This is a genomic window from Streptomyces griseocarneus, assembly GCF_014655595.1.
Taxonomy (GTDB): Bacteria; Actinomycetota; Actinomycetes; order Streptomycetales; family Streptomycetaceae; genus Streptomyces; species Streptomyces griseocarneus.
Window position 1 is genome coordinate 15,909 of sequence record NZ_BNBL01000007.1, and the last position, 23,508, is coordinate 39,416.

The window sequence follows — 23,508 nt, forward strand, 5'->3', positions numbered from 1 at the left end:
GGATTATTTACGGCCCGGAGCCGTCAACCGGATGCGGTGCCCCGGACTTGGGCCGCAAATAACCCTGACGCCCCTACCAGGGCCCGGCCCCTCCCACCCCGGCCCCTCCGGTGGACGGCCGACTACCGCCGCCCTGTTTGTGGGCAGTCGTTCCGCTGGGCTGGGGGCACCTCCCAGCGGTAGCTGGGGGAGGGTGGGCACAAACCCGACCACCGGGCCGCACCCTGGCCACGTACAGTCCCCCTATGGGGATGGGGACGGCCGCGCTGTTGGCGCGGGGAACATACGAGGCGTTGCGGCGCACCCGGCCCGGAGGGGCCGCTCGGTGGGACCGGAAGAACCGAACGGGGCGGACCGTTGATTTGTGCGCCGGACCCGCCGCGGTGATCGGTACGGCGGTGGCCGTAGCGACGGCGCCCGCGCTGCCGGCCCGGCAACGGGCTGCCGGGGCGGTGGCGGTGCTCGTGGCCGGTGGGTGCGGGGCGTACGACGACCATGCCGGCGCCGGGGACCCCCGGCGGGGATTCCGGGCGCATCTGTCGGCGCTGCGGCGGGGGGACGTGACCAGCGGGGCGGTGAAGCTGCTGGGGATCGGGGCGGCGGGGATCGCGGCCGGGGTCGTGCTGAAGGAGCGGCCGCTCGACCGGTTGCTGGCCGGGGTCGTGATCGCCGGTGCGGCGCACGCGGTCAATCTGCTCGACGTGCGGCCGGGCAGGGCCGGTGCGGCGGTGCTCGTGCTCGGTACGGGCGGGATGCTGCGCGGCAGGGCGGCCGGGCAGGTGGCGGCCGGCCCGGTGGGTGCGGCGGCGGCCCTGATCGCCGACGACCTCGGCGAGCGGACGATGCTCGGCGACGCGGGCGCGCACGCGCTCGGCGCCGGCCTCGGGCTCGCCGTGGTGGCGGGCAACGGCCGGGCCGGGCTGGCCGTGCACGCCGCCGTGTTGACCCTCGCGGCGGTCGTGGCGGACGCGGGGAATCCCCAAAGTGGGTGAATCCGGAGATCTGTTAGCGAGGTGGGACGGGCCGACCTCGGAACGGTGGTGCCGGGATGTCAGTGGAGGCTGGCATCCTGGCCTCAGCACCTCGCCGTACGCCCCGCCCGACGTCGACCCAGGAGCTTCCCCCGCGTGAGCAGCACACCCGGCCCCTCGCACGGGCGGCCGCCCCTGCACGCTGTTCAGGTCCTGGGCAGCGGGAGCGCGGGGAGCGGGGCACATGTGCGGTCGCTGGCCGACGGGCTCGTGGCACGCGGGCTGCGGGTGACGGTGTGCGGGCCGTGGGGGACGGGCGAGAGATACGAATTCACGGACACGGGTGCGGCCTTCACCCCCCTGGGCACGGGGACGGGCGCCCTGACCGTCGCCGAGATCCGGGCCGCGAGCGCCGGCGCCGACGTGGTGCACGCGCACGGCCTGCGGTCCGGCGCCCTGGCCGCGCTGGCGCTGCGGGGCCGTGCGACGCCGCTGGTGGTCACCTGGCACGCCCGGGTACGGGCCGAGGGGGCGCGGTCCCATCTCGTACGGCTGATGGAACGCCAGGCCGCGCGGACGGCGGCCGTTCTGCTCGGCACCTCGTCCGACCTGGTCGATCAGGCGCGGCGGCGGGGCGCGCGGGACGCCCGGCTGGCCCCGGTGGCGTTGCCGGCGCCGCGCACGCGGCCGGACGAGGACGAGTGTGTACGGCTCAAGGCCCGGGCCGAACTGGGCGCGGTGGCCAGGCCGTTGATCGTCACCGTGGGACGGCTCGAGCCCGGCCAGGGGCACGGGTTCCTGCTGGACGCCGCACGGCTCTGGCGGGAGCTGGACCCCGAACCCCTGCTGATCATGGCGGGCGAGGGCAGCGGACGGGCCGCGCTCCAGCGCCGGATCGAGGACGAGCAGCTGCCGGTCCTGCTGGTGGGGCGCCGCGACGACGTCCCGGAACTGCTGGCGGCGGCGGACGTGGCGGTCCTGCCGAGCCGCTGGGAGGCGCGGTCCCTGCTGGCCCAGGAGGCCTTGCACGCGGGCGTGCCGCTGGTCGCCACCGCTGTCGGCGGGGTGCCGGAGCTTGTCGGCGACGCGGCGGAACTCGTCCCCTACGGGGACGCGGCGGCGTTGGCGGGGGCGGTGGCTCGTCTGCTGGATGATCCGGTGCGGTGTGCGGAGCTTGTGGGGGCGGGGTGGGCTCAGGCGGCCACGTGGCCGTCCGAGGACGACACTGTGGCTCATGTTTTGAGCGTGTACGACGAGCTCAGTCAGAGGAGTTGACGACCGGGCGGTGGGGGGGCGGCGGTTGCGGTGCGGGTGCGGCCCGGTGGGCCGGGTTTGTGCCCACCCTCCCCCAGCTACCGCTGGGAGGTGCCCCCAGCCCAGCGGAACGACTGCCCACAAACAGGCCGGCGGGGCGATTGCCCACCCCGCCACCCCACCCACCCACCCGCCCACCCACCGGCCGTCGGTCGGCTGACGGCGGGAGGGGCCGGGGTGGGAGGGGCCGGGCCCTGGTAGGGGCGTCAGGGTTATTTGCGGCCCAAGTCCGGGGCACCGCATCCGGTTGACGGCTCCGGGCCGTAAATAATCCAGCCCCGGAAGGGCCCGGCCCCTCCCGCCCCGGCCCCGCCCCACGCAACGAACACCTCACCCCACATGCCGCCGAGCCCGCAACGCCAGCCCCAGCGCCAGCACCGCCTCCGGATCCTCCAGGTCCGTACCGAGCAGCCGCCCGATCCGCCCCAGCCGGTCGTACAGCGTCTGCCGGTTCAGGTGCAGCTCCCGCGCCGTCTCCGCCTTGCGGCCCGCATGGGCCAGGTAGGCCTCGAGCGTCGGCAGCAACGCCGGCCGCGAGGCCGCGTCGTGTGCCAGCAGGGGTCCGATCACCCGCTGCACGAACGCCGCCAGGTCCCCGTGCGAGCGCAGTCGCCACAGCAGCACGTCCACGTCCAGCCGCCGCACGTCGTACCAAGACGTGCCCCCCGGCTCCCCCGGCTCCGCGGCCTGCGCCGCTTCCGCCGCGTGCCGCAGCCCCGCCCCCGCCGTCTCCCACGTGGCCGGTGCGCCCACGACCACCACAGGCGGCCGGAAGCCCGCCCGCCCGGCCCCCGCCCGTAGCGCCTCGGCCACCCGGTCCGCCACCGCCGGCCGGTCCTCCTCGCCGCGCAGCCCCACCAGCAGCGGCACGCGGCCCTCCGGCAGCCGGACGCCCAGCAGTACGGGGGCGCCCACGCCCGCCAGCTCTTCCTGCAGGGCCGCCGCCAGTACGGCCCAACTCTCGGCGGGGACGAGGTCGTTGGCCGTCCGCATCACCACCGGCAGCAGGGGCCCCGGCCCCGGCCGGAAGCCGAGCACGCGGGCCAGGGCCGCCGCGTCGGACGCGCCGGACGCGTCCACGGCGTCCAGCCGTCCCTCGGCGAGGTCGGTGAGGAAGTCGCCGCGGCCCCGGGCGGCCAGCTCCTCCTCCTGCCGGGCCCGCATCAGGACGACGGCCAGCAGCCCGGCAGCGCGGTCGGCGGCGATCCGGTGGACGGGCGCCAGCGGCCCGTGCACCGGCAGCACGACCAGCCGGGCCCGCACCGCGTCCGTGCCACCCCCCGCAGCACCCCCCGCACCACCCCCCAGGCGGCCAGGGCCGCCCGGAATGTCGGCGAGGACGCTCCCCGGCAGCCCGGCGGCCGAGGCGCGCAGCCCGGCCCAGACCTGCAGCGGGTCGGCGGTGCCCGGGGCGGGCGGGGGCGTGTGCGGCCCGGCCGCGTAGAGCAGGCGGCCGTCCGGGGTCTCGAGGAAGACGGGGTTGCCCGCGAAGTCGGCGAAGAGCCGCAGCACCTCCGGCACCCCGCCGCCGCCCAGCAGCACCTCCGTGCAGCGCCGGTGGACGTCCTCGGCGCGGCGCAGCAGGGCGTAGTGGGCGTTGACGAGCTCGGTGTGGATCTCTTCGGTCACGGCCACGAAGGGGACCTCCCGGTGCAGCTGCACCAGGGGCAGTCCGCACGAGCGGGCGGTGTCGGCGACCGCGGCCGGGAGGGTGGTGAAGCGGGAGCCGAGCTCGACGACGAGGGCGGCGATGCCGCGGTCGGCCAGGCCCCGGACGAAGGCGCGCTGTTCGGCGGGCCGGCTGCCCAGGCCCAGGCCGGTGGTGAGGAGCAGCTCGCCGCCCTTGAGCAGGGCGGCGATGTTGGGTGCCTCGCCGGCGTGGACCCAGCGCACGGGGCGCCGCAGCGCGTCGCCGCCGACGAGCACCTCGGGGAGGCCGCGCCGCAGGGTGGGCAGCGCCAGGGCTTCCGCCACGGTGATCGTGCCTTGTTCCATGGCGGGGAACCTAACAGGGCGGCGTGCCGCCCCCGGGGCGCGGCCGACGGCGGACGGCGGCGGACGGCGGCGGCTAGCCGCCGAACGCGCTGGAGGCGGTGAGCCGCAGCGCGGTGTCGATGAGCGGCACGTGGCTGAAGGCCTGCGGGAAGTTGCCGACCTGCCGCTGGAGGCGGGAGTCCCACTCCTCCGCGAGCAGTCCCAGGTCGTTGCGCAGGCCCAGCAGCTTCTCGAAGAGCTGGCGGGCCTCGTCGACGCGGCCGATCATCGCCAGGTCGTCGGCGAGCCAGAAGGAGCAGGCCAGGAAGGCCCCCTCGTCGCCCTCGAGCCCGTCCACGCCCGCGTCAGTGCCGGCGGTGGGGTAGCGCAGCACGAAGCCGTCGGGGGTCGACAGCTCGCGCTGGATCGCCTCGATGGTGCCGATGACGCGCTTGTCGTCGGGCGGCAGGAAGCCCATCTGCGGGATGAGCAGCAGGGAGGCGTCGAGCTCCTTGGAGCCGTAGGACTGGGTGAAGGTGTTGCGCTCCTTGTCGTAGCCCTTCTCGCAGACGTCCCGGTGGATGTCGTCGCGCAGCTCGCGCCAGCGCTCGAGGGGGCCGTCGACGTCGCCGGACTCGATGAGCTTGATGGTGCGGTCGACGGCGACCCAGGCCATGACCTTGGAGTGGACGAAGTGGCGGCGCGGGCCGCGCACCTCCCAGATGCCCTCGTCGGGCTCGTTCCAGTGGTCCTCGAGGTAGCCGATGAGGCGCAGCTGGAGTACGGAGGCGTAGTCGTTGCGGGCGAGCCCGGTCATGTGGGCCAGGTGGAGGGCCTCGATCATCTCGCCGTAGACGTCGAGCTGGAGCTGGCCGGCGGCGCCGTTGCCGACGCGGACGGGGGTGGAGTTCTCGTAGCCGGGCAGCCAGGGCAGCTCGGCCTCGCCGAGCTCGCGCTCGCCGGCGATGCCGTACATGATCTGCAGGTTCTCGGGGTCGCCGGCGACGGCGCGCAGCAGCCATTCGCGCCAGGCGCGGGCCTCCTCGCGGTAGCCGGTGCGCAGCAGCGAGGAGAGGGTGATGGCGGCGTCGCGCAGCCAGGTGTAGCGGTAGTCCCAGTTGCGGACGCCGCCGATCTCCTCGGGCAGGGAGGTGGTGGGGGCGGCGACGATGCCGCCGGTGGGGGCGTAGGTGAGGGCCTTGAGGGTGATCAGCGAGCGGATCACGGCGTCCCGGTAGGGGCCGTGGTACGTACAGTGGCTGACCCACTCCCGCCAGAACTCCTCGGTGGCCTCCAGGGACCCCTCCGGGTCGGGGAACGCGGGCGGCTCGCCGTGCGAGGGCTGCCAGCTGATGGTGAAGGCGACGCGCTCGCCGGGGGAAACGGTGAAGTCCGAGTAGGTGGTCAGGTCCTTGCCGAAGGTGTCGGCGGTGGTGTCGAGCCAGACCGAGTCGGGGCCGGCGACGGCGACGGTGCGGTCGCCCACCTTGTGCACCCAGGGCACGACCCGCCCGTAGGAGAAGCGCATGCGCAGGGCGGAGCGCATCGGTACCCGGCCGCTGACGCCCTCGACGATCCGGATCAGCTGGGGCGCCCCGTCGCGCGGGGGCATGAAGTCGATGATCCGGACGGTGCCGCGCGGGGTGTCCCACTCGGATTCGAGCACGAGGGAGTCCCCCCGGTAGCGGCGGCGGTCCGCGCGTGGTGGCGCCGCCCCCGAGGGGTGCGCCGGGCCGATCCGCCAGAAGCCGTGTTCCTCCGTGCCGAGCAGGCCCGCGAACGCCGCGTGGGAATCGAATCGGGGCAGGCACAGCCAGTCGGCCGTGCCGTCCCGGCAGACCAGGGCAGCGGTCTGCATATCGCCGATGAGTGCGTAATCCTCGATACGCCCGGCCACGTCATCTCCAGTCGAACGGCATCCAGGACCCCTTCAGGGGTCGAACGGCATCCAGGACCCTGCGGGGCCCTTTGCTGGTCAAGCGATCTTCGACGAGCTCTGCTGCCGGAGTGGGGGCCCTTCCCAGAGGTAGCTGGGGGAGGGCGGGATGGTGTCGTGCCGGCCGGCTCGCTGCGTGTGTCCGAGCAGGATACGACGCCCAGTTGGCAGACGCGCGACGGTTGGCCGGGGAACTTGTGCCGAATGGGTGGCCTGTGACGACCCGCCGTGACGCAGGGTCGGCCGGGTCGTCGCGCCGCGTCACAGGAAGCGTCCGGGCCCGGGCGCTGATACCCTGGTACCCCGTGGACCGGTGGGCGCAAGACCCCCCAACCGCAGCGACGGCACCCCCGAAAACAACCGGGTGATCGCCGGAACGCACCCTCACTCGCGACCACGGGAGCCCCCCTTTGGCCATTGCCGCAAAGCCCACGACGACCAAGCACATCTTCGTCACCGGGGGTGTCGCCTCCTCGCTCGGCAAGGGACTGACCGCCTCCAGCCTGGGCGCGCTGCTCAAGGCGCGGGGCCTGCGGGTGACGATGCAGAAGCTCGACCCGTACCTGAACGTCGACCCGGGCACGATGAACCCGTTCCAGCACGGCGAGGTGTTCGTCACCAACGACGGCGCCGAGACCGACCTGGACATCGGCCACTACGAGCGCTTCCTCGACGTCGACCTCGACGGCTCGGCGAACGTCACCACCGGCCAGGTCTACTCCACCGTGATCGCCAAGGAGCGCCGCGGCGAGTACCTGGGTGACACCGTGCAGGTCATCCCGCACATCACCAACGAGATCAAGCACCGCATCCGCCGCATGGCGACCGACGACGTCGACGTCGTGATCACCGAGGTCGGCGGCACGGTGGGCGACATCGAGTCGCTGCCCTTCCTGGAGACCGTGCGCCAGGTGCGCCACGAGGTCGGCCGCGACAACGTCTTCGTCGTGCACATCTCGCTGCTGCCCTACATCGGCCCGTCCGGCGAGCTGAAGACCAAGCCCACCCAGCACAGCGTGGCGGCCCTGCGCAACATCGGCATCCAGCCCGACGCGATCGTGCTGCGCGCCGACCGCGACGTGCCCACCGCCATCAAGCGCAAGATCTCGCTGATGTGCGACGTGGACGAGGCCGCCGTGGTCGCCGCGATCGACGCCCGCTCGATCTACGACATCCCCAAGGTCCTGCACACCGAGGGCCTGGACGCCTACGTGGTGCGCAAGCTGGACCTGCCCTTCCGCGACGTGAACTGGACCCAGTGGGAGGACCTGCTGGACCGCGTCCACAACCCCGACCACGAGGTCACCGTGGCGCTGGTGGGCAAGTACATCGACCTGCCCGACGCCTACCTGTCGGTGACCGAGGCCATCCGTGCCGGCGGCTTCGCCAACCGCGCCAAGGTCAAGGTCAAGTGGGTCGCCTCCGACGACTGCAAGACGCCGGCGGGCGCCCAGGAGCAGCTGGGTGACGTGGACGCGATCTGCATCCCGGGCGGCTTCGGCGACCGCGGTGTCAACGGCAAGGTCGGCGCGATCACCTACGCCCGCGAGAACAAGGTCCCGCTGCTGGGCCTGTGCCTGGGCCTGCAGTGCGTGGTCATCGAGGCCGCCCGCAACCTGGCCGGCATCGAGGGCGCCAACTCCACCGAGTTCGACCCCGCCACCGCCCACCCGGTGATCTCCACGATGGCCGAGCAGATGGACATCGTCGCCGGTGAGGGCGACATGGGCGGCACGATGCGACTGGGCATGTACCCGGCCAAGCTCGCCGAGGGCTCCATCGTCCGCGAGGTCTACGGCGACCAGCCGTACGTGGAGGAGCGCCACCGCCACCGCTACGAGGTCAACAACGCCTACCGTTCGGAGCTCGAGAAGAAGGCGGGCATCCTCTTCTCCGGCACCTCCCCGGACAACAAGCTCGTCGAGTACGTCGAGTACCCCCGTGACGTCCACCCCTACCTGGTGGCCACCCAGGCCCACCCGGAGCTGCGCTCCCGGCCGACCCGCCCCCACCCGCTCTTCGCGGGCCTGGTCAAGGCGGCCGTCGAGCGCCTTCAGGGCTGATCTGTACGGTTGACCGGGGTGAGGGCCTCCGCTACGGCGGCCCTCACCCCGGTTTCGTATTTCTGGAGGACGCAGATGGACAGCATCACGGACACCCCCGCCGAGTGGCGCGTCAAGGCGAGCGCCACGCCGTTCCGGGGCAACAAGACCAGCGTGCGCACGGACGAGGTGGTCATGCCCGACGGCACCACCGTCACCCGTGACTACCAGGTCCACCCCGGTTCCGTGGCCGTCCTCGCCCTCGACGACCAGGACCGGGTGCTGGTCCTCAGCCAGTACCGCCACCCCGTGCGGCAGCGGCTGTGGGAGATCCCGGCGGGCCTGCTGGACGTGCCCGGCGAGAACCCGCTGCGCGCCGCGCAGCGCGAGCTCTACGAGGAGGCGCACGTCAAGGCCGAGGACTGGCGGGTGCTGACCGACGTCTACACCACCCCGGGCGGCTGCGACGAGGCCGTGCGCATCTTCCTGGCGCGCGGCATCTCCGACGTCGAGGGCGAGCGCTTCGAGGTCGAGGACGAGGAGCTGGACATGGAGCTGGCCCGGGTTCCGCTGGCGCTGCTGGGGCGCGGAATCCTCAAGGGCGAGCTCCACAACAACTGCCTGGTCGTCGGCGTCCTGTCGGTCATGGCCGCGCTGGCGGGGGACGGCCTGGACGCGCTGCGCCCGGCCGACGCCCCCTGGCCGGCCCGCCCCTTCGAGGCGTGAGCGCCGGATGAGTTCCGGGCACCCCGCGGCGCGCGAGAAGGCCGCCGCGGGGTGCCCCCGGACGGGTGTCGCGGTCCGGTCATCGGTCAACCCGAAGAGGTGATCTTCGGCATGGCGGGTCGGCGTTACCCGGAGTGCGGCGGGCGGTGAACTAGGCTCGATATGTTCCCGCCGCGGCCGCGGCGGGCTCGCGCGTGCAGGTGGAACGGGAGTGGACCCGTGGCGGAGCGGACGGTGGAGACCGGCGGACCGGCGGCGGCCCCGCCCGAGCGGCGGCTGCCCGCCCCCGGAATGAGCCCCCGTCAGACGGCCGTCGCCGCGCCGTCCCTGGCGGACCGTCCGTTCGTCGGCCGGCAGCGCGAGCTCAAGGAGCTGCGCGCCGACATCATCCGCACCGGCCTGGACACCCTCTCCGGCCGCAAGCAGCCGCGCGGCCGGGTCCTGCTCATCGCCGGCCGGCCCGGTTCCGGCCGCACCGCCCTCGCCGAGCAGCTGGCCCGCCAGCTCACCGGGGAATACCCGGACGGAGTACTGCGCGCCCGCCTCACGGGCACCGACGGCTCACCCGTACCCACCGAGCGCACCGCCCGCGCCCTGCTCGCCGCGCTCGGCGCGCCCGTGCCGGCCGGGGCCGAGGAGGACGAGCTGACGGCGGCGCTGCGGGCCGCGCTCGACGGCAAGCGGGCGTTGCTGCTGCTGGACGACGCGGCGGGCGCCGAGCAGGTGGACCCGCTGCTGCCGGACGAGCCGGAGTGCCTGGTCGTCGCCGTCTCCCGGGGGCCGTTGACGGGGGTGCCGGACGTACGGCCGTGCGCGCTCGGCGGCCTGGACAAGGCGGCCGCCGTCGACCTGCTGGAGTGGTACGCGGGCCCCACGAGGATCACCTGCGACCCGGTGGCCGCCGGCGCCGTCGTCGAGGAGTGCGGCGGCCAGCCGGCCGCGCTGGTGCTCGTCGGCGGCTGGCTGGCCGCCCACCCGAAGATGTCGGTGGTGGACGCGGCCAAGCGGCTGCGGGAGCCGCCGCCCACCGGGCGGACCGAGAGCGCGGCCCGGCCGCTGGCGCGGGCGTTCTCACTGGCGTACGAGGCCCTGCCGCCCACCGCCGCCCGCACCCTGCACCTGCTGGCGCTGGCCCCGGCCGGGCTGGCCGACGCGCACGTCGCCTCCGCGCTGGCGGGCTGCTCGCTGACCACCGCCCAGTCCGTGCTGGAGGACCTGACGGCCCGTGGCCTGCTGCGGCTGGAGTCCCCGGAGGGCGAGGGCGGCGTGCTGCCCGCGCAGTACCGGGTGCCCGGCTGCCTGGCGCCCATCCTCACGGCGCTGCTGCAGGCACAGGAGCGGCCCGCCGAGACGGAGCTGGCCCGGGCCCGGATGCTGGAGCGGACGGTGCGGCAGCTGTACTCCTGCCGCGCGGTCACCGAGCGGAACGATCCGGCGGTCCGCCGCAGGATCGAGCAGCTGCCCAGACCCCTGCGCTTCCCCTCGCCCCGCGCCGCCGGGGAGTGGCTGCGGGCCCGGCTGCCCGCCCTGCTCGCCGCGGCCCGGCTGGCGGTGGAGGACGGCCGGCTCGACACCCTGGCCCGCCGGCTGGTCTCCGCGCTGACCCGGGCGCTGACGGCCCATCTGGGCCCGGAGGCCGCCGCGCCCGAGCTCTACGGTCTGCACCAGCTGGTCCTCGACGTGGCCCGGCGCTGCGAGATGCCGCTGGAGAAGGCTGCGGCGCTGCTCAACCTCGGCGACCTGGACGCCCGGGCCGGGCGCACCGCGGAGGCCCTCGAGCGCTACCGCCAGGCGCTGGACTCGGCGCGGGAGGCGGGCGATCCGTACGCCGTCAGCCGGGCGCTGGAGTCGGTCGGCGCCGCGCACCAGGAGCTGGGGGACTGGCAGCGGGCCGCCGACTGGTACCGGCGCGGCCTGGAGCTGCGGCTGACCCGGGGGGAGCTCGCCGACGAGGCGCGGCTGTACGGGCGGCTGGGCGCGGTGCACGCCTACGCGGGCCAGTGGACGGAGGCGCTGCGCGACTGGCGGGCCGCGGCCGCGGCGTGCCGCCGGCTGCGGGACGTGCCCGGGCACGCGCGGGCGCTGAGCGAGGCGGCGCGGGTGCTGGAGCACGCGGGGCGGCCGAGGGAGGCGCTGCGCACGTTCCAGGAGGCGGTGGAGTGCGCGCAGCAGGCGGGCGACGCCCGGCTGGAGGCCGCGGTGCGGACGCGGCTGGCGGACACCCTGGAGCGGGCGGGCGACGTCCCGGGCGCGGGGGCGCAGCGGCAGGCGGCCGAGCGGCTGCTGGAGCAGGCGGGTCGCGTCCCGTCGCAGGACGCCGCGTCACCCATAGGGGGCAACGCAGGGTAACCGATCACCGACCTAAGAAACAGATGGCGTAACGCTCAAAGATTGGTGCATTGCAAGGCTAGACAGCGGGGGATCCTTCATTAGACTGGCAACGCCGCGATCGACGCGGTCTGCACTGGTGTGCCCGGGCATATCAGGAATAGCCTGTCATTCTCTGAACAAGGACCGTGATCGACGTGAAGGTCGGCATCCCCCGCGAGGTCAAGAACAACGAATTCCGCGTGGCCATCACCCCCGCCGGGGTGCTCGAGCTCGTGCGCAACGGCCACCAGGTCTTCGTGGAGAAGGGAGCCGGTCTCGGCTCCTCCATCACCGACGCCGAGTACGTCGGCGCCGGTGCCGCCATCCTGGACACCGCTGACGACGTCTGGGCCACGGCCGACCTGCTGCTGAAGGTCAAGGAGCCGATCGCGGAGGAGTACCACCGCCTCCGCAAGGGCCAGACGCTCTTCACCTACCTGCACCTGGCCGCCTCCCGCGAGTGCACGGACGCCCTGCTGGAGTCCGGCACCACCGCCATCGCGTACGAGACCGTGGAGCTCGCCAACCGCGCGCTGCCGCTGCTCGCCCCGATGTCCGAGGTCGCGGGCCGGCTGGCCCCGCAGGTCGGCGCCTACCACCTGATGCGCTCGGCCGGCGGCCGCGGCGTGCTGCCGGGCGGCGTCCCGGGCACCCACGCGGGCAAGGCCGTCGTCATCGGCGGCGGCGTCTCCGGCTGGAACGCCGCGCAGATCGCCGTCGGCATGGGCTTCCACGTCACCCTGCTCGACCGTGACATCAACAAGCTCCGCGAGGCGGACAAGGTCTTCGGCACCAAGGTGCAGACGATCGTCTCCAACGCCTACGAGCTGGAGAAGGCCGTCGTCGAGGCCGACCTGGTCATCGGCGCCGTCCTCATCCCGGGCGCCAAGGCCCCCAAGCTGGTCACCAACGAGCTCGTCGCCAAGATGAAGCCCGGAAGTGTACTTGTCGACATTGCGATCGACCAGGGCGGCTGCTTCGAGGACTCCCGTCCCACCACCCACGCGGAGCCGACCTTCCAGGTCCACGACTCCGTCTTCTACTGCGTCGCCAACATGCCGGGCGCGGTGCCGAACACCTCCACCTACGCGCTGACCAACGCCACGCTGCCCTACATCGTGGAGCTGGCCAACCGCGGCTGGCAGGAGGCGCTGCGCCGTGACGCCGCGCTGGCCAAGGGTCTCAACACCCATGAGGGTCAGGTCGTTTACGGCCCCGTCGCCGAGGCGCACGGCCTGCCGCACGTCGAACTGAGCACCCTCCTCGGCTGAGTCGGCGCACGCCGTCGGCAGTCGACGAAAGAACAGCACTTACCCGGCCGGGCCTTGTCGAGCAAGGCCCGGCCGGGGTGTTTCGCCATGGTTTCGCCCGACCGTGATTCTTCCGGGTTAGGGGCCGTACACCCTTGACAGAAGCCTGTTCGATTGCCGACACATCGTGCCGTCTCCGGCGGATTGTGTTGCTGCGGACCGCCGACACGCCATAGAGTCGCCAACCGTCGGCATGGTGCCACGCTGACCTATCTAGATGTTTCCTGGTCACCAAGGAGGTAGGACGACTTGTGAATGAGTCGACATTTGCTCCCGGGGGTGGTCACCCAGGAATGCCTGCGCTGGGCCAGAGTCCCGTGGGACTCCAAGCTGTCGGCTCCGTCGCTGTCCACACCTTCGCAGCCCACCAGAACATCCAGAGCATGACGACAGCCCACCAGAGCATGGACGGTCAACACGTGAACGCCATGGCCGGCAACCGGGGCGGGGCGGAATCCACCCGTCTCGCCGAGTACGAGGAAGTGCCGGACGGTCACTTCTACGACCCCGACGCGGAGTACGAGCCCGACCCCGAGTACGCGGCGACCCTCGCGCCCGACGCCGCCCGCCAGCGCCGCGAGCGCATCGGCCCCACCGGGCGTCCCCTGCCGTACTTCCCCATCCCCGGTCCGCTGGCCGACCACGGCCCGGCGAAGATCATCGCGATGTGCAACCAGAAGGGCGGGGTCGGCAAGACCACCTCGACCATCAACCTGGGTGCCGCGCTCGCGGAGTACGGGCGCCGGGTGCTGCTCGTCGACTTCGACCCGCAGGGCGCGCTGTCCGTCGGGCTCGGAGTCAACCCGATGGAGCTGGACCTGACGGTCTACAACCTGCTCATGGAGCGGGGCATGCAGGCCGACGAGGTGCTCCTGAAGACGGCCGTGCCGAACATGGACCTGCTGCCCAGCAATATCGATTTGTCAGCGGCCGAGGTCCAGCTCGTCAGTGAGGTCGCCCGCGAGTCCACCCTCCAGCGGGCCCTGAAGCCCCTGATGGCGGACTACGACTACATCGTCATCGACTGCCAGCCCTCGCTCGGCCTGCTCACCGTCAACGCCCTGACGGCCGCTCACAAGGTGATCGTGCCGCTGGAATGCGAGTTCTTCGCGCTGCGCGGCGTGGCCCTGCTCACCGAGACCATCGAGAAGGTCCAGGAGCGGCTCAACCCCGAGCTCGAGCTCGACGGCATCCTCGCCACGATGTACGACTCGCGCACCGTGCACAGCCGCGAGGTGCTCGCGCGCGTGGTCGAGGCGTTCGACGATCACGTCTACCACACGGTCATCGGCCGTACGGTCCGCTTCCCCGAGACCACGGTCGCGGGCGAGCCGATCACCACGTACGCGTCCAACTCCGTGGGCGCCGCCGCCTACCGTCAGCTGGCCAGGGAGGTGCTCGCCCGGTGTCACGCCGAGTGAGTCTGCCCGGCGCCGACGAACTGTTCCGCACCACCGGCGGCATGGGGCTGCAGTCCTCCTCCCCCCGCCGGAAGGCGAACGGCGAGACGCCGCCGAGGGTGCCGGGGCCGGGCGACGGCCCCGACGGCGAGCGTCCGGGCAAGGCGGCGGAACGGGACGGGCGCGCCCCGGCGGCCCCCGCCGCGGCCGGCCCGGAGCAGGACGGCGAGCGGCGCCCCGCCCCGCCGGAGCGCGACCGCACCGGCGCGACCGCCCGTACGGCCGCCGAGCCCGCCACGGGCAAGCGGCGGGGCCGCGGCGCCGGCCGCCGGCCCAGCGGCCGCGAGCGGCACGACGAGAAGATCACCGTCTATGTCTCCGCCGAGGAGCTCATGGACCTCGAGCACGCCCGGCTGGTGCTGCGCGGCGAGCACGGGCTCGCGGTGGACCGGGGCAGGATCGTCCGGGAGGCCGTCGCCGTCGTCCTGGCCGACCTGGAGCAGCGCGGCGACGCGAGCATCCTCGTACGGCGCCTGCGCGGCCGCTGAGCGGCTCCGCCGCGCTAGCCTCCTGCCGTACGCCCCTTCGGTCCGTACGGCCCCTTCCGCACCCGCACCACCTGGAAAACGTCGATGCCCGCAGTCCCCGCCACCCCGGTCCGCCGTGCCCTGGGCCACGGCCCGGACGGGCCGCCGCCCCCGCCGGAGCGGGAGCCGGAGGAGACCGGGGAGGCCGGGAGCGAGGCCGGTGACGGCCGGTTCACGGTGCGGCTGGACAACTTCGAAGGGCCGTTCGACCTCCTGCTGCAGCTCATCGCCAGGCACAAGATGGACGTCACCGAGGTCGCCCTGTCCAAGGTCACCGACGAGTTCATGGCGCACATCCGCGCGATGGGTCCGGACTTCGACCTGGACCAGACGACCGAGTTCCTCGTCGTCGCCGCGACCCTCCTCGACCTCAAGGCCGCCCGGCTGCTGCCCGCCGCCGAGGTCGAGGACGAGGCGGACCTCGCCCTACTGGAGGCCCGCGACCTGCTGTTCGCGCGGCTGCTGCAGTACCGGGCGTACAAGCGCATCGCGGAGATCTTCAGCGACCGGCTGGCCGCCGAGGACCGCCGCCGGCCCCGCACGGTCGGCCTGGAGCCGCACCACGCAGAGCTGCTGCCGGAGGTCGTCCTCGGCATCGGCCCCGAGCGCCTGGCCGAGCTGGCCGTCAGGGCGATGCGGCCCCGGCCGGCGCCGCAGGTCTACGTCGACCACATCCACGCGCCGCTGGTCAGCGTCCGCGAACAGGCGGAGGTCGTCGTCGCCCGGCTGCGCGCGGAGGGCGAGGCGGCCTTCGGCCGGCTCATCGAGGACGCCCCGGACACCCTGACCGTCGTGGCGCGCTTCCTGGCCCTCCTGGAGCTCTACCGCGAGCGCGTGGTGGTCCTGGACCAGGACGAGGCGCTGGGGGCCCTGATGGTCCGCTGGACGGGCGCGGAGGATGCCGCCCCGCTGGTGACCGACGAGTTCGACCGGGAGCCGGAGACCGAGCCCGAGGAGGGAACGGCGTGAACGAAGAGACACCAGCGACCGGGGAGGCGCCCGCGGGGGCGCCGGCCGTGGCGCTGCTCGACCTGAGGCCGGCCCTGGAGGCCGTGCTCATGATCGTCGACGAGCCCGCCACCGAGGAACACCTCGCCGAGGTCCTCCAGCGGCCCCGCCGGGAGGTCGCCGCCGCCCTGCGCGAGTTGTCCGGCGACTACACCGCCCAGGGCCGGGGCTTCGACCTGCGGCAGGTGGCCGGGGGCTGGCGCTTCTTCACCCGCGCCGAGTACGCCGACGCCGTGGAGGCCTTCGTCCTCGACGGGCAGCAGACCCGCCTCACCCAGGCCGCGCTGGAGACCCTGGCCGTGGTCGCGTACCGTCAGCCGGTCAGCCGTTCGCGGGTCTCGGCCGTCCGCGGAGTGAACTGCGACGGCGTCATGCGCACCCTCCTCCAGCGCGGTCTGGTGGAGGAGGCGGGGACGGAACCCGAAACAGGTGCGATCCTGTACAGGACGACGAATTACTTTCTGGAGCGCATGGGCCTGCGCGGCCTGGACGAGCTCCCGGAGCTCGCCCCCTTCCTCCCCGAGGCGGAAGCGATCGAGGGCGACACTCAGGAAGGTGTGCCGTCGTTCGATCCGGACGCACCGGACACCGACGCAGACGACAAGACGGAACTTTGATGCGAAGCAGCGGCAGGAACAGCGGAAGCGGCAACCGGGACGACCGGGGCGGTCGGGCAGGGTCTTCCCGCCCGGCGTCCGGGGGCGGGCGCGCGGGCGGCGGCCGTTCCGGCGGCGGACGCCCCGAGAGCGGCGGCCGCTCCGGTGGCGGGAGCTACGGCGGCGGTCGCTCCGGCGGCGGCAGCTACGGCGGCGGCGGTCGCTCCGGCGGTGGCGGCTACGGCGGCCGCTCCGAGGGCGGTCGTTACGAGGACCGTCGCGGCGGGGACCGGCGCGACGACCGCCGGGACGACCGGCAGCAGGAGCGTCCGCGCCGTCCGCGCCCCGAGGAGCGCCGTTACGACGTGGGCCCGGACGCCGAGCGCACCCGCGGCGGCGCCACCAGCGGCCGCCAGAGCGGTCCCACGAGCGGCCGCGGCGCGGCGGCCCGCGGCGGTGCCAAGGGCGGCCCCAAGCGCAGCTCCACGGCCGGCTCCGGCGGCCGCAGCAGCGGGCCCGCCCGCGGCCACGGCTACGCCCCCTCCCGCCCGCGCGAGCTCGATGCCAAGATCGAGGAGCGCAACCGGGAGCGGCACAACAAGCCGCAGGTCAAGACCCCCAAGACCTTCCCCGGCGCCGAGCAGGAGGGCGAGCGCCTGCAGAAGGTGCTGGCCCGGGCCGGCATGGGCTCGCGGCGTGCCTGCGAAGAGCTCATCGAGATGGCGCGCGTCGAGGTCAACGGCGAGATCGTCACCGAGCAGGGCCTGCGCGTGGACCCGGAGAAGGACGAGATCAAGGTCGACGGCCTGACGGTCGCCACCCAGTCGTACCTCTTCTTCGCGCTCAACAAGCCGGCCGGCGTCGTCTCCACCATGGAGGACCCCGACGGCCGCCAGTGCCTCGGCGACTACGTCACCAACCGCGACACCCGGCTCTTCCACGTCGGCCGTCTCGACACGGAGACCGAGGGCATCATCCTGCTCACCAACCACGGTGAGCTGGCCCACCGCCTCACGCACCCCAAGTACGGCGTGCAGAAGACGTACCTGGCGGCCATCACGGGCCCGCTGCCGCGTGACATCGGCAAGCAGCTCAAGAGCGGCATCCAGCTGGAGGACGGCTGGGCCCGCGCCGACAACTTCCGGGTCATCCAGCAGACCGGCAAGAACTACCTCGTCGAGGTGACCCTCCACGAGGGCCGCAAGCACATCGTGCGCCGCATGCTCGCCGAGGCCGGCTTCCCGGTCGAGAAGCTGGTCCGCACCGGCTTCGGCCCGATCCCCCTGGGCGACCAGAAGTCGGGCTGGCTGCGCCGCCTGACCAACACCGAGGTCGGCATGCTGATGCGCGAGGTGGAGCTCTAGCAGGCCCCTCCCGGGGCTCCGGCCCCGGGAGCCGGCCCGGCTACGACCAGAGGGCCAGCCCCGTCGCCCGGCCCTCCTCGTCCCGTTCGATCTCCATCATCCCCTCGACCGCGTCGCGGGTGATGCGCCCGAAGACGTGCGGGAAGAGGGTGCCGGGGTCCACCCCCGGCGGCGGGGCCGGGTCCGCGCTCTCCCAGCGGACCATCACGTCGAGCTTGTGCTCGTCGATCAGCAGGACCATCAGCGGCCCCGGCACGTCGCGGTAGAACGCCGTCGCCACCGCCAGCGTGGTCGCCTCGTCGGGCGAGCAGTGGACGAAACCCTCCTCGGCCAGGGACGCGGGGGAGTAGGGGCGGTCGGGCACGGCAAGCCAGTCGTCCAGGGGAACCACGTGAAAGATCATGGGAAGGTTCTACCCCGACTAGGCTGGCCGGTGTGAGAACCGCCCTTGTGATCGGAACCGGACTGATCGGCACGTCCGCCGCCCTCGCCCTCGCCGGCCGCGGCGTCCAGGTGCACCTCGTCGACCACGACCCCGCCCAGGCCCGTACGGCCGCCGCCCGCGGCGCCGGCACGGACCAGGCGCCCGAGGGACGCGTGGACCTCGCCGTCGTCGCCGTACCACCCGCGCACGTCGCCGACACGCTCGCCGAGGCCATCCGGGGCGGGCTCGCCCGCGCCTATCTGGACGTCGCCAGCGTCAAGGGCGGCCCCCGCCGCGAGCTCGAGGCGATGGGCTGCGACCTCACCGGCTACCTCGGCACCCACCCGATGGCCGGGCGCGAGCGCTCCGGCCCCATGGCGGCCACCGCCGACCTCTTCGAGGGCCGGCCGTGGGTGCTCACCCCGACCCACGAGACCGACACCGAGGTCCTCAACCTCGCCCTCGAGCTCGTCGCGCTGTGCCGCGCGGTCCCCGTCGTCATGGACGCCGACGCCCACGACCGGGCCGTGGCGCTCGTCTCGCACACCCCGCAGCTGGTCTCCAGCCTCGTCGCCGCCCGCCTGCAGGACGCCGACGAGACGGCCGTGCGCCTGTGCGGCCAGGGCATCCGCGACGTGACCCGGATCGCGGCCTCCGACCCGCGCATGTGGATCGACATCCTCTCCGCCAACCCCGGGCCCGTCGCCGACGTCCTCGCCGGCATCGCCGCCGACCTCGACGAGACCGTCACCGCCCTGCGCGCCCTGGAGTCCGCGGACGAGGACCAGCGGCTGGGCGGCGCGACCGGCATCGAGGACGTGCTGCGCCGCGGCAACGCGGGCCGCTCCCGCGTGCCGGGCAAGCACGGCCAGGCCCCGGCGGCCTACGAGACGGTGACCGTCCTCATCGGCGACCAGCCGGGCGAGCTGGCCCGGATCTTCGCCGACGCCGGCCGGGCGGGCGTCAACATCGAGGACGTCCGCATCGAGCACGCCACCGGCCAGCAGGCGGGCCTGATCCAGCTCATGGTCGAGCCCCGCGCGGTGGCCGGTCTCACGGCGGCCCTGCGCGACCGGGGGTGGGCGGTGCGGCAGTAGCCCGGCCGCCCGCCGGTCCGGGCCGGTCCGGCGAGACAGTAACCTTGTGTGAGCTGATATGGATCGCTATTTCTCCACCCCGTGCACAAGGAAGGTGTCTGACACCGTGGAAACCGCCGCCCGGACCGCCCCGGCAGCTGTCATCGTCGGCATCGACGGCCCCTCCGGCACGGGGAAGTCCAGCACCTCCAAGGCCGTCGCCGCCAAGCTCGGCATGCGCTACCTGGACACCGGCGCCCAGTACCGGGCGATCACCTGGTGGATGCTGAGCAACGGCATCGACGTCAACGACGCCGCCGCCGTGGCCGACGCCGCCGGCAAGCCCGAGATCGTCTCCGGCACGGACCCGTCCGCCCCGGCCATCACGGTCGACGGCGCGGACGCCTCCGGGCCGATCCGCACCCAGCAGGTCACCTCCGCCGTGAGCGCGGTCAGCGCCGTGCCGGAGGTGCGCACCCGGATGACCGAGCTGCAGCGGGCCATCGCCGCCGGCGCCCCGGAGGGCATCGTCGTCGAGGGCCGCGACATCGGCACCACCGTCCTTCCGGACGCCGACGTCAAGATCTTCCTGACCGCCTCGCCGGAGGCCCGTGCCGCCCGCCGCAGCGGCGAGCTCAAGGGCAAGGAGGCCACCGACCTGGCCGCCACCCAGGCCGCCCTCGTCCGGCGGGACGCGGCCGACTCCGGCCGCAAGACCTCGCCGCTGGCCAAGGCCGCCGACGCCGTCGAGGTGGACACCACCGAGCTCACGCTGGAGCAGGTCATCGAGTGCGTCGTGACGCTCGTAGAGGAGAAGCGGTCGGCGTGACCCTCTCCGGTGCCGCCGTCGGGCGGCGGATCGGCATCGGCCTGATGTACGGGCTGTGGAAGCCGCGTGTGCTGGGCGCCTGGCGGGTGCCCGCCGCGGGGCCCTGCATCCTGGCCGTCAACCACACCCACAACATCGACGGCCCGATGCTGATGGGCACCGCGCCCCGGCCCGTGCACTTCCTGATCAAGAAGGAGGTGTTCGTGGGTCCGCTCGGCCCGTTCCTGCGCGGGATCGGCCAGCTCGAGGTGGACCGCACGGGCGCCGACCGCGCCGCGATCACGGGCGCGCTGAAGGTCCTCGAGGACGGCGGCGTGCTGGGCATCTTCCCCGAGGGCACCCGGGGCGAGGGCGACTTCGCCTCGCTGCGCGCGGGCCTGGCCTACTTCGCCGTACGGTCGGGGGCACCGATCGTGCCGGTGGCGGTATTGGGGAGCGCCGAGAAGGCCGGACGTGTCATAAAGGGTCTGCCGCCGCTGCGCAGCGGGGTCGACGTGGTCTTCGGCGATCCCTTCGCGGCCGGCGACGGCAGCGGCCGCCGTACGCGCAAGGCGCTGGACGAGGCGACCGTGCGCATCCAGGAGCACCTGGGCGCGCACCTGGCGGACGCCAAGCGGCTGACCGGCCGCTGAACGAGACTTTCAGTAGCGGACCGCAGGGTCCGCCGATGACGAACCACGCGGCGGCAGCCGCATATGGAAGACGTGAGGAACCGACTTCATGAACGACCAGATCCACTCCGGCGACGAGCACGGTGAGCTTGGCGACGCCGAGTACGCGGAGTTCATGGAGCTCGCGGCGCAGGAGGGCTTCGACGCCGAGGAGGTCGAGAGCGAGCTCGCCGCCGCCGGCCACGGCCCGCTGCCCGTGCTCGCCGTCGTCGGCCGCCCCAACGTCGGCAAGTCGACGCTGGTGAACCGCATCATCGGCCGCCGCGAGGCCGTCGTCGAGGACAAGCCCGGCGTCACCCGCGACCGCGTCACCTACGAGGCCGAGTGGGCCGGCCGCCGCTTCAAGGTCGTCGACACCGGCGGCTGGGAGCAGGACGTCCTCGGCATCGACGCCTCGGTCGCCGCCCAGGCCGAGTACGCCATCGAGGCCGCCGACGCCGTGGTCTTCGTGGTGGACGCCACCGTCGGCGCCACCGACACCGACGAGGCCGTCGTCAAGCTGCTGCGCCGGGCGGGCAAGCCCGTCGTGCTGTGCGCCAACAAGGTCGACGGCCCCTCGGCCGAGGCCGACGCCGCCATGCTGTGGTCGCTGGGCCTCGGCGAGCCGATGCCGGTCTCCGCGCTGCACGGCCGCGGCACCGGCGACATGCTGGACGAGGTGCTCAAGGCGCTGCCCGAGGCCCCCGCCCAGACCTTCGGCAACGCCGTCGGCGGGCCGCGCCGCATCGCGCTGATCGGCCGCCCGAACGTCGGCAAGTCCTCCCTGCTGAACAAGGTCGCGGGCGAGGAGCGGGTCGTCGTCAACGAGCTGGCCGGCACCACCCGCGACCCGGTCGACGAGCTGATCGAGCTCGGCGGGGTCACCTGGAAGTTCGTGGACACCGCGGGCATCCGCAAGCGCGTCCACCTCCAGGAGGGCGCGGACTACTACGCCTCCCTGCGCACCGCCGCCGCGGTCGAGAAGGCCGAGGTCGCGGTCATCCTCATCGACTCGAGCGAGAGCATCTCGGTCCAGGACCAGCGCATCATCACCATGGCCGTCGAGGCCGGGCGCGCCATCGTCATCGCCTACAACAAGTGGGACAACCTCGACGAGGAGCGCCGCTACTACCTCGAGCGCGAGATCGAGACCGAGCTCCAGCAGATCGCCTGGGCCCCCCGGGTCAACGTCTCGGCGCGCACGGGCCGGCACATGGAGAAGCTGGTCCCGGCGATCGAGACGGCGCTGGCGGGCTGGGAGACGCGGGTGCCGACCGGGCGCCTGAACGCCTTCCTCGGCGAGCTGGTGGCCGCCCACCCGCACCCGATCCGCGGCGGAAAGCAGCCCCGCATCCTCTTCGGCACCCAGGCGGGCACCAAGCCGCCGCGCTTCGTGCTCTTCGCCTCGGGCTTCCTCGAGGCGGGCTACCGCCGCTTCGTCGAGCGCCGGCTGCGCGAGGAGTTCGGCTTCGAGGGCACGCCGATCCACATCTCGGTGCGGGTCCGCGAGAAGCGCGGCCGCAAGAAGTAGCGGGAACCGCCGACGGCGGTCACCGGCCGGTCAAGCCCCGGGCCCGCATGCGGGGTCCGGGGCTCCGTCGTAAGCGATTACGGCGGGAGCCGCGGCTAGAAGCCGCGCGTACGGCCGTCGCGCTGGCCGGGCGGCAGGGCGGGCAGCGCGCTGCCGCGCCGGCCGCCGTAGTAGGAGTCCCAGACGGCGTTGTAGCCCGAGGAGCCCTGGTAGGGGGAGTTCCCCGGGGAGAGCTGGCCGGCGTGGCCGCCGTACCCGCCCGGCCGGGGGCCGAAGTCCTTGAACCGCAGCTCCTCCTCGCCCGAACGGTCCCCGGGCAGGGCCCGGAACGACCGGCGGTACTCGGAGCACAGAGCGTCGTAGATCGGGGTTACCGAGCCGGGGTGACCGTCCGGGGAGGCGTCGCGGGGTGGCCGCATGCCGGGGATGTAGTTCTGGTACGAGGTCCGGGCGGGTTCGTATGAGTACACATCCCTGCCAACGACCTCGAGGCCCGTCGGATGCGGTCCCGGACGCGAATGGCCCGCCAGGACGATGTCCGTGGAGTGCACGGTGCGCGTGCCGTCGTCGTTCATGTGCCCGCCAGCGGCATGGTGCCGCCCACCAGCCGGCCCGTCGCCGCGGCCCGGTCCAGGGCGGCGCGCAGCAGGTCCTCGCGCGGCTGGGCGCCGATCGTGCCGGCCGGGGCGGCGAAGACCAGCACCCTGCCGGACTTGTTGACGGCGGCCCGCCATTCGTCGGCGACCTGCATCGGGCGGTGCGCCTGCCACCAGGCCTGCGCCGGGGCACCGGCGACGGCCGGCTGGAGGACCGCGTGCAGCTTGCCCAGGGCCACCAGCACCGACCAGCCCGGCAGCTGGGCGGGGAGCTGGTTGACGTCGGCCACGGGGGCGAAGCCCTGCTCGCGCAGCAGGTCCAGGAAGACGTCGACGGGACCGGTGGTGCCGGGGCGGGCGATCGGGCCGAGCGGCTCGACGACCAGGGCCGGGTGGACGTCCCCGCCGGCCAGCACCAGGCCGCTGGTCACGCCGAGCTCGGCCTGCAGCGGCACCTCGGCCTCCACCCCGCCGCCCTCGCCGGTGATGGACCGCACGGCGCCCTGGAGCTGCTCCTCCGAGACCGGGACGACCTGGGAGGGGATGCAGGCGGCGTGGGCGAAGGCCAGCACCGCGGTCTCGTCACCGACGAACAGCACCGTGCTGGTGCGCTCCCGCTCGGTGTTCCCGGGCGTGCGGCAGGAGGTGCAGTCGTAAAGGCCCGGGGCGTTGTTGCCGCCCAGCAGGCGCTCCGCCTCTTCGTCGCCGATCTCGGCGCGTACTTCGTCGCTGACATCGAGCATGCGCGGCACGGGGGCTCCTCGAACTCGGGGTGTTGTGCTTCGGTGCGGGGGCGCCGGGTGC

The 23,508-nt window shown here is 73.6% G+C and carries 20 protein-coding genes; 15 read left to right on the forward strand and 5 right to left on the reverse strand.

Annotated features, from left to right (window positions below):
- Positions 1 to 245 precede the first annotated feature (245 nt).
- Positions 246 to 992 carry a hypothetical protein gene (locus tag IE295_RS18740; RefSeq protein WP_190064844.1) on the forward strand — a complete coding sequence of 249 codons (747 nt, stop codon included), beginning with the start codon at positions 246 to 248 and terminating at the stop codon, positions 990 to 992.
- A gap of 135 nt (positions 993 to 1,127) precedes the next feature.
- Positions 1,128 to 2,246 (forward strand): glycosyltransferase family 4 protein, encoded by a 1,119-nt coding sequence (locus IE295_RS18745; protein ID WP_190064845.1) that lies wholly within the window; start codon positions 1,128 to 1,130, stop codon positions 2,244 to 2,246.
- A 369-nt stretch (positions 2,247 to 2,615) separates the two neighbouring features.
- Here the strand turns inward: IE295_RS18745 and IE295_RS18750 are convergent, their stop codons facing one another.
- Both IE295_RS18750 and IE295_RS18755 read right to left on the reverse strand, forming a co-directional pair.
- A complete protein-coding gene (locus tag IE295_RS18750; RefSeq protein ID WP_190064846.1) occupies positions 2,616 to 4,280 on the reverse strand; it encodes a PucR family transcriptional regulator in 1,665 nt (554 codons plus the stop codon).
- A gap of 73 nt (positions 4,281 to 4,353) precedes the next feature.
- The gene (locus IE295_RS18755; protein ID WP_190064847.1) at positions 4,354 to 6,156 is read right to left on the reverse strand and encodes a glycoside hydrolase family 15 protein; all 1,803 of its coding nucleotides are present in this window, start codon (positions 6,154 to 6,156) and stop codon (positions 4,354 to 4,356) included.
- A gap of 449 nt (positions 6,157 to 6,605) precedes the next feature.
- On the opposite strand from IE295_RS18755, the gene pyrG reads away from it, so the two are divergent.
- The 9 genes from pyrG to IE295_RS18800 all read left to right on the forward strand — a co-directional run bounded on the left by pyrG (position 6,606) and on the right by IE295_RS18800 (position 17,598).
- Entirely contained in the window at positions 6,606 to 8,258 is a 1,653-nt protein-coding gene (gene pyrG, locus IE295_RS18760; protein WP_263453598.1) for a CTP synthase, read from the forward strand.
- A 75-nt stretch (positions 8,259 to 8,333) separates the two neighbouring features.
- Positions 8,334 to 8,963: an NUDIX domain-containing protein gene (locus tag IE295_RS18765; RefSeq protein WP_190064848.1), complete on the forward strand. Its 630-nt coding sequence runs from the start codon at positions 8,334 to 8,336 to the stop codon at positions 8,961 to 8,963.
- Positions 8,964 to 9,182: 219 nt separating this feature from the next.
- Complete coding sequence (locus tag IE295_RS18770; protein ID WP_224323195.1) at positions 9,183 to 11,312, forward strand: tetratricopeptide repeat protein; 2,130 nt, start codon at positions 9,183 to 9,185, stop codon at positions 11,310 to 11,312.
- Positions 11,313 to 11,488: 176 nt separating this feature from the next.
- Positions 11,489 to 12,604: an alanine dehydrogenase gene (gene ald / locus IE295_RS18775; RefSeq protein ID WP_190065138.1), complete on the forward strand. Its 1,116-nt coding sequence runs from the start codon at positions 11,489 to 11,491 to the stop codon at positions 12,602 to 12,604.
- Between the two features lie 332 nt (positions 12,605 to 12,936).
- Positions 12,937 to 14,064: a ParA family protein gene (locus IE295_RS18780; RefSeq protein ID WP_190064850.1), complete on the forward strand. Its 1,128-nt coding sequence runs from the start codon at positions 12,937 to 12,939 to the stop codon at positions 14,062 to 14,064.
- Positions 14,049 to 14,591, forward strand: coding sequence for a hypothetical protein (locus IE295_RS18785; protein WP_190064851.1), 543 nt, complete (start codon positions 14,049 to 14,051; stop codon positions 14,589 to 14,591). Before IE295_RS18780 ends, IE295_RS18785 begins: the two co-directional genes overlap by 16 nt.
- An 84-nt stretch (positions 14,592 to 14,675) precedes the next feature.
- Positions 14,676 to 15,599, forward strand: coding sequence for a segregation and condensation protein A (locus IE295_RS18790; protein WP_190064852.1), 924 nt, complete (start codon positions 14,676 to 14,678; stop codon positions 15,597 to 15,599).
- Positions 15,596 to 16,255 (forward strand): SMC-Scp complex subunit ScpB, encoded by a 660-nt coding sequence (gene scpB, locus IE295_RS18795; protein ID WP_190064853.1) that lies wholly within the window; start codon positions 15,596 to 15,598, stop codon positions 16,253 to 16,255. The genes IE295_RS18790 and scpB overlap by 4 nt, the downstream gene beginning before the upstream one ends.
- Entirely contained in the window at positions 16,255 to 17,598 is a 1,344-nt protein-coding gene (locus tag IE295_RS18800; RefSeq protein WP_190064854.1) for a pseudouridine synthase, read from the forward strand. Before scpB ends, IE295_RS18800 begins: the two co-directional genes overlap by 1 nt.
- 40 nt (positions 17,599 to 17,638) lie before the next feature.
- Here IE295_RS18800 and IE295_RS18805 read toward each other — a convergent pair whose 3' ends face one another.
- A complete protein-coding gene (locus tag IE295_RS18805) occupies positions 17,639 to 18,001 on the reverse strand; it encodes a DUF952 domain-containing protein (RefSeq protein ID WP_190064855.1) in 363 nt (120 codons plus the stop codon).
- A 32-nt stretch (positions 18,002 to 18,033) separates the two neighbouring features.
- Here IE295_RS18805 and IE295_RS18810 point away from each other — a divergent pair, with 32 nt between their 5' ends.
- From IE295_RS18810 to der, 4 genes are all read left to right on the forward strand, one after another.
- Entirely contained in the window at positions 18,034 to 19,119 is a 1,086-nt protein-coding gene (locus tag IE295_RS18810; RefSeq protein WP_190064856.1) for a prephenate dehydrogenase, read from the forward strand.
- 94 nt (positions 19,120 to 19,213) lie between these two features.
- Positions 19,214 to 19,927: a (d)CMP kinase gene (cmk, locus tag IE295_RS18815; protein WP_190064857.1), complete on the forward strand. Its 714-nt coding sequence runs from the start codon at positions 19,214 to 19,216 to the stop codon at positions 19,925 to 19,927.
- 44 nt (positions 19,928 to 19,971) lie between these two features.
- Positions 19,972 to 20,559 (forward strand): lysophospholipid acyltransferase family protein, encoded by a 588-nt coding sequence (locus tag IE295_RS18820; RefSeq protein ID WP_190065139.1) that lies wholly within the window; start codon positions 19,972 to 19,974, stop codon positions 20,557 to 20,559.
- A gap of 88 nt (positions 20,560 to 20,647) precedes the next feature.
- Positions 20,648 to 22,108, forward strand: a complete 1,461-nt coding sequence (gene der / locus IE295_RS18825) for a ribosome biogenesis GTPase Der (RefSeq protein ID WP_190064858.1) — start codon at positions 20,648 to 20,650, stop codon at positions 22,106 to 22,108.
- A 95-nt stretch (positions 22,109 to 22,203) separates the two neighbouring features.
- On the opposite strand, the gene IE295_RS18830 is transcribed toward der, so the two are convergent.
- Both IE295_RS18830 and IE295_RS18835 read right to left on the reverse strand, forming a co-directional pair.
- Positions 22,204 to 22,683 carry a hypothetical protein gene (locus IE295_RS18830; protein ID WP_190064859.1) on the reverse strand — a complete coding sequence of 160 codons (480 nt, stop codon included), beginning with the start codon at positions 22,681 to 22,683 and terminating at the stop codon, positions 22,204 to 22,206.
- Positions 22,680 to 23,456 (reverse strand): DUF8842 C-terminal domain-containing protein, encoded by a 777-nt coding sequence (locus IE295_RS18835; protein WP_190064860.1) that lies wholly within the window; start codon positions 23,454 to 23,456, stop codon positions 22,680 to 22,682. Before IE295_RS18835 ends, IE295_RS18830 begins: the two co-directional genes overlap by 4 nt.
- Positions 23,457 to 23,508 lie beyond the last annotated feature (52 nt).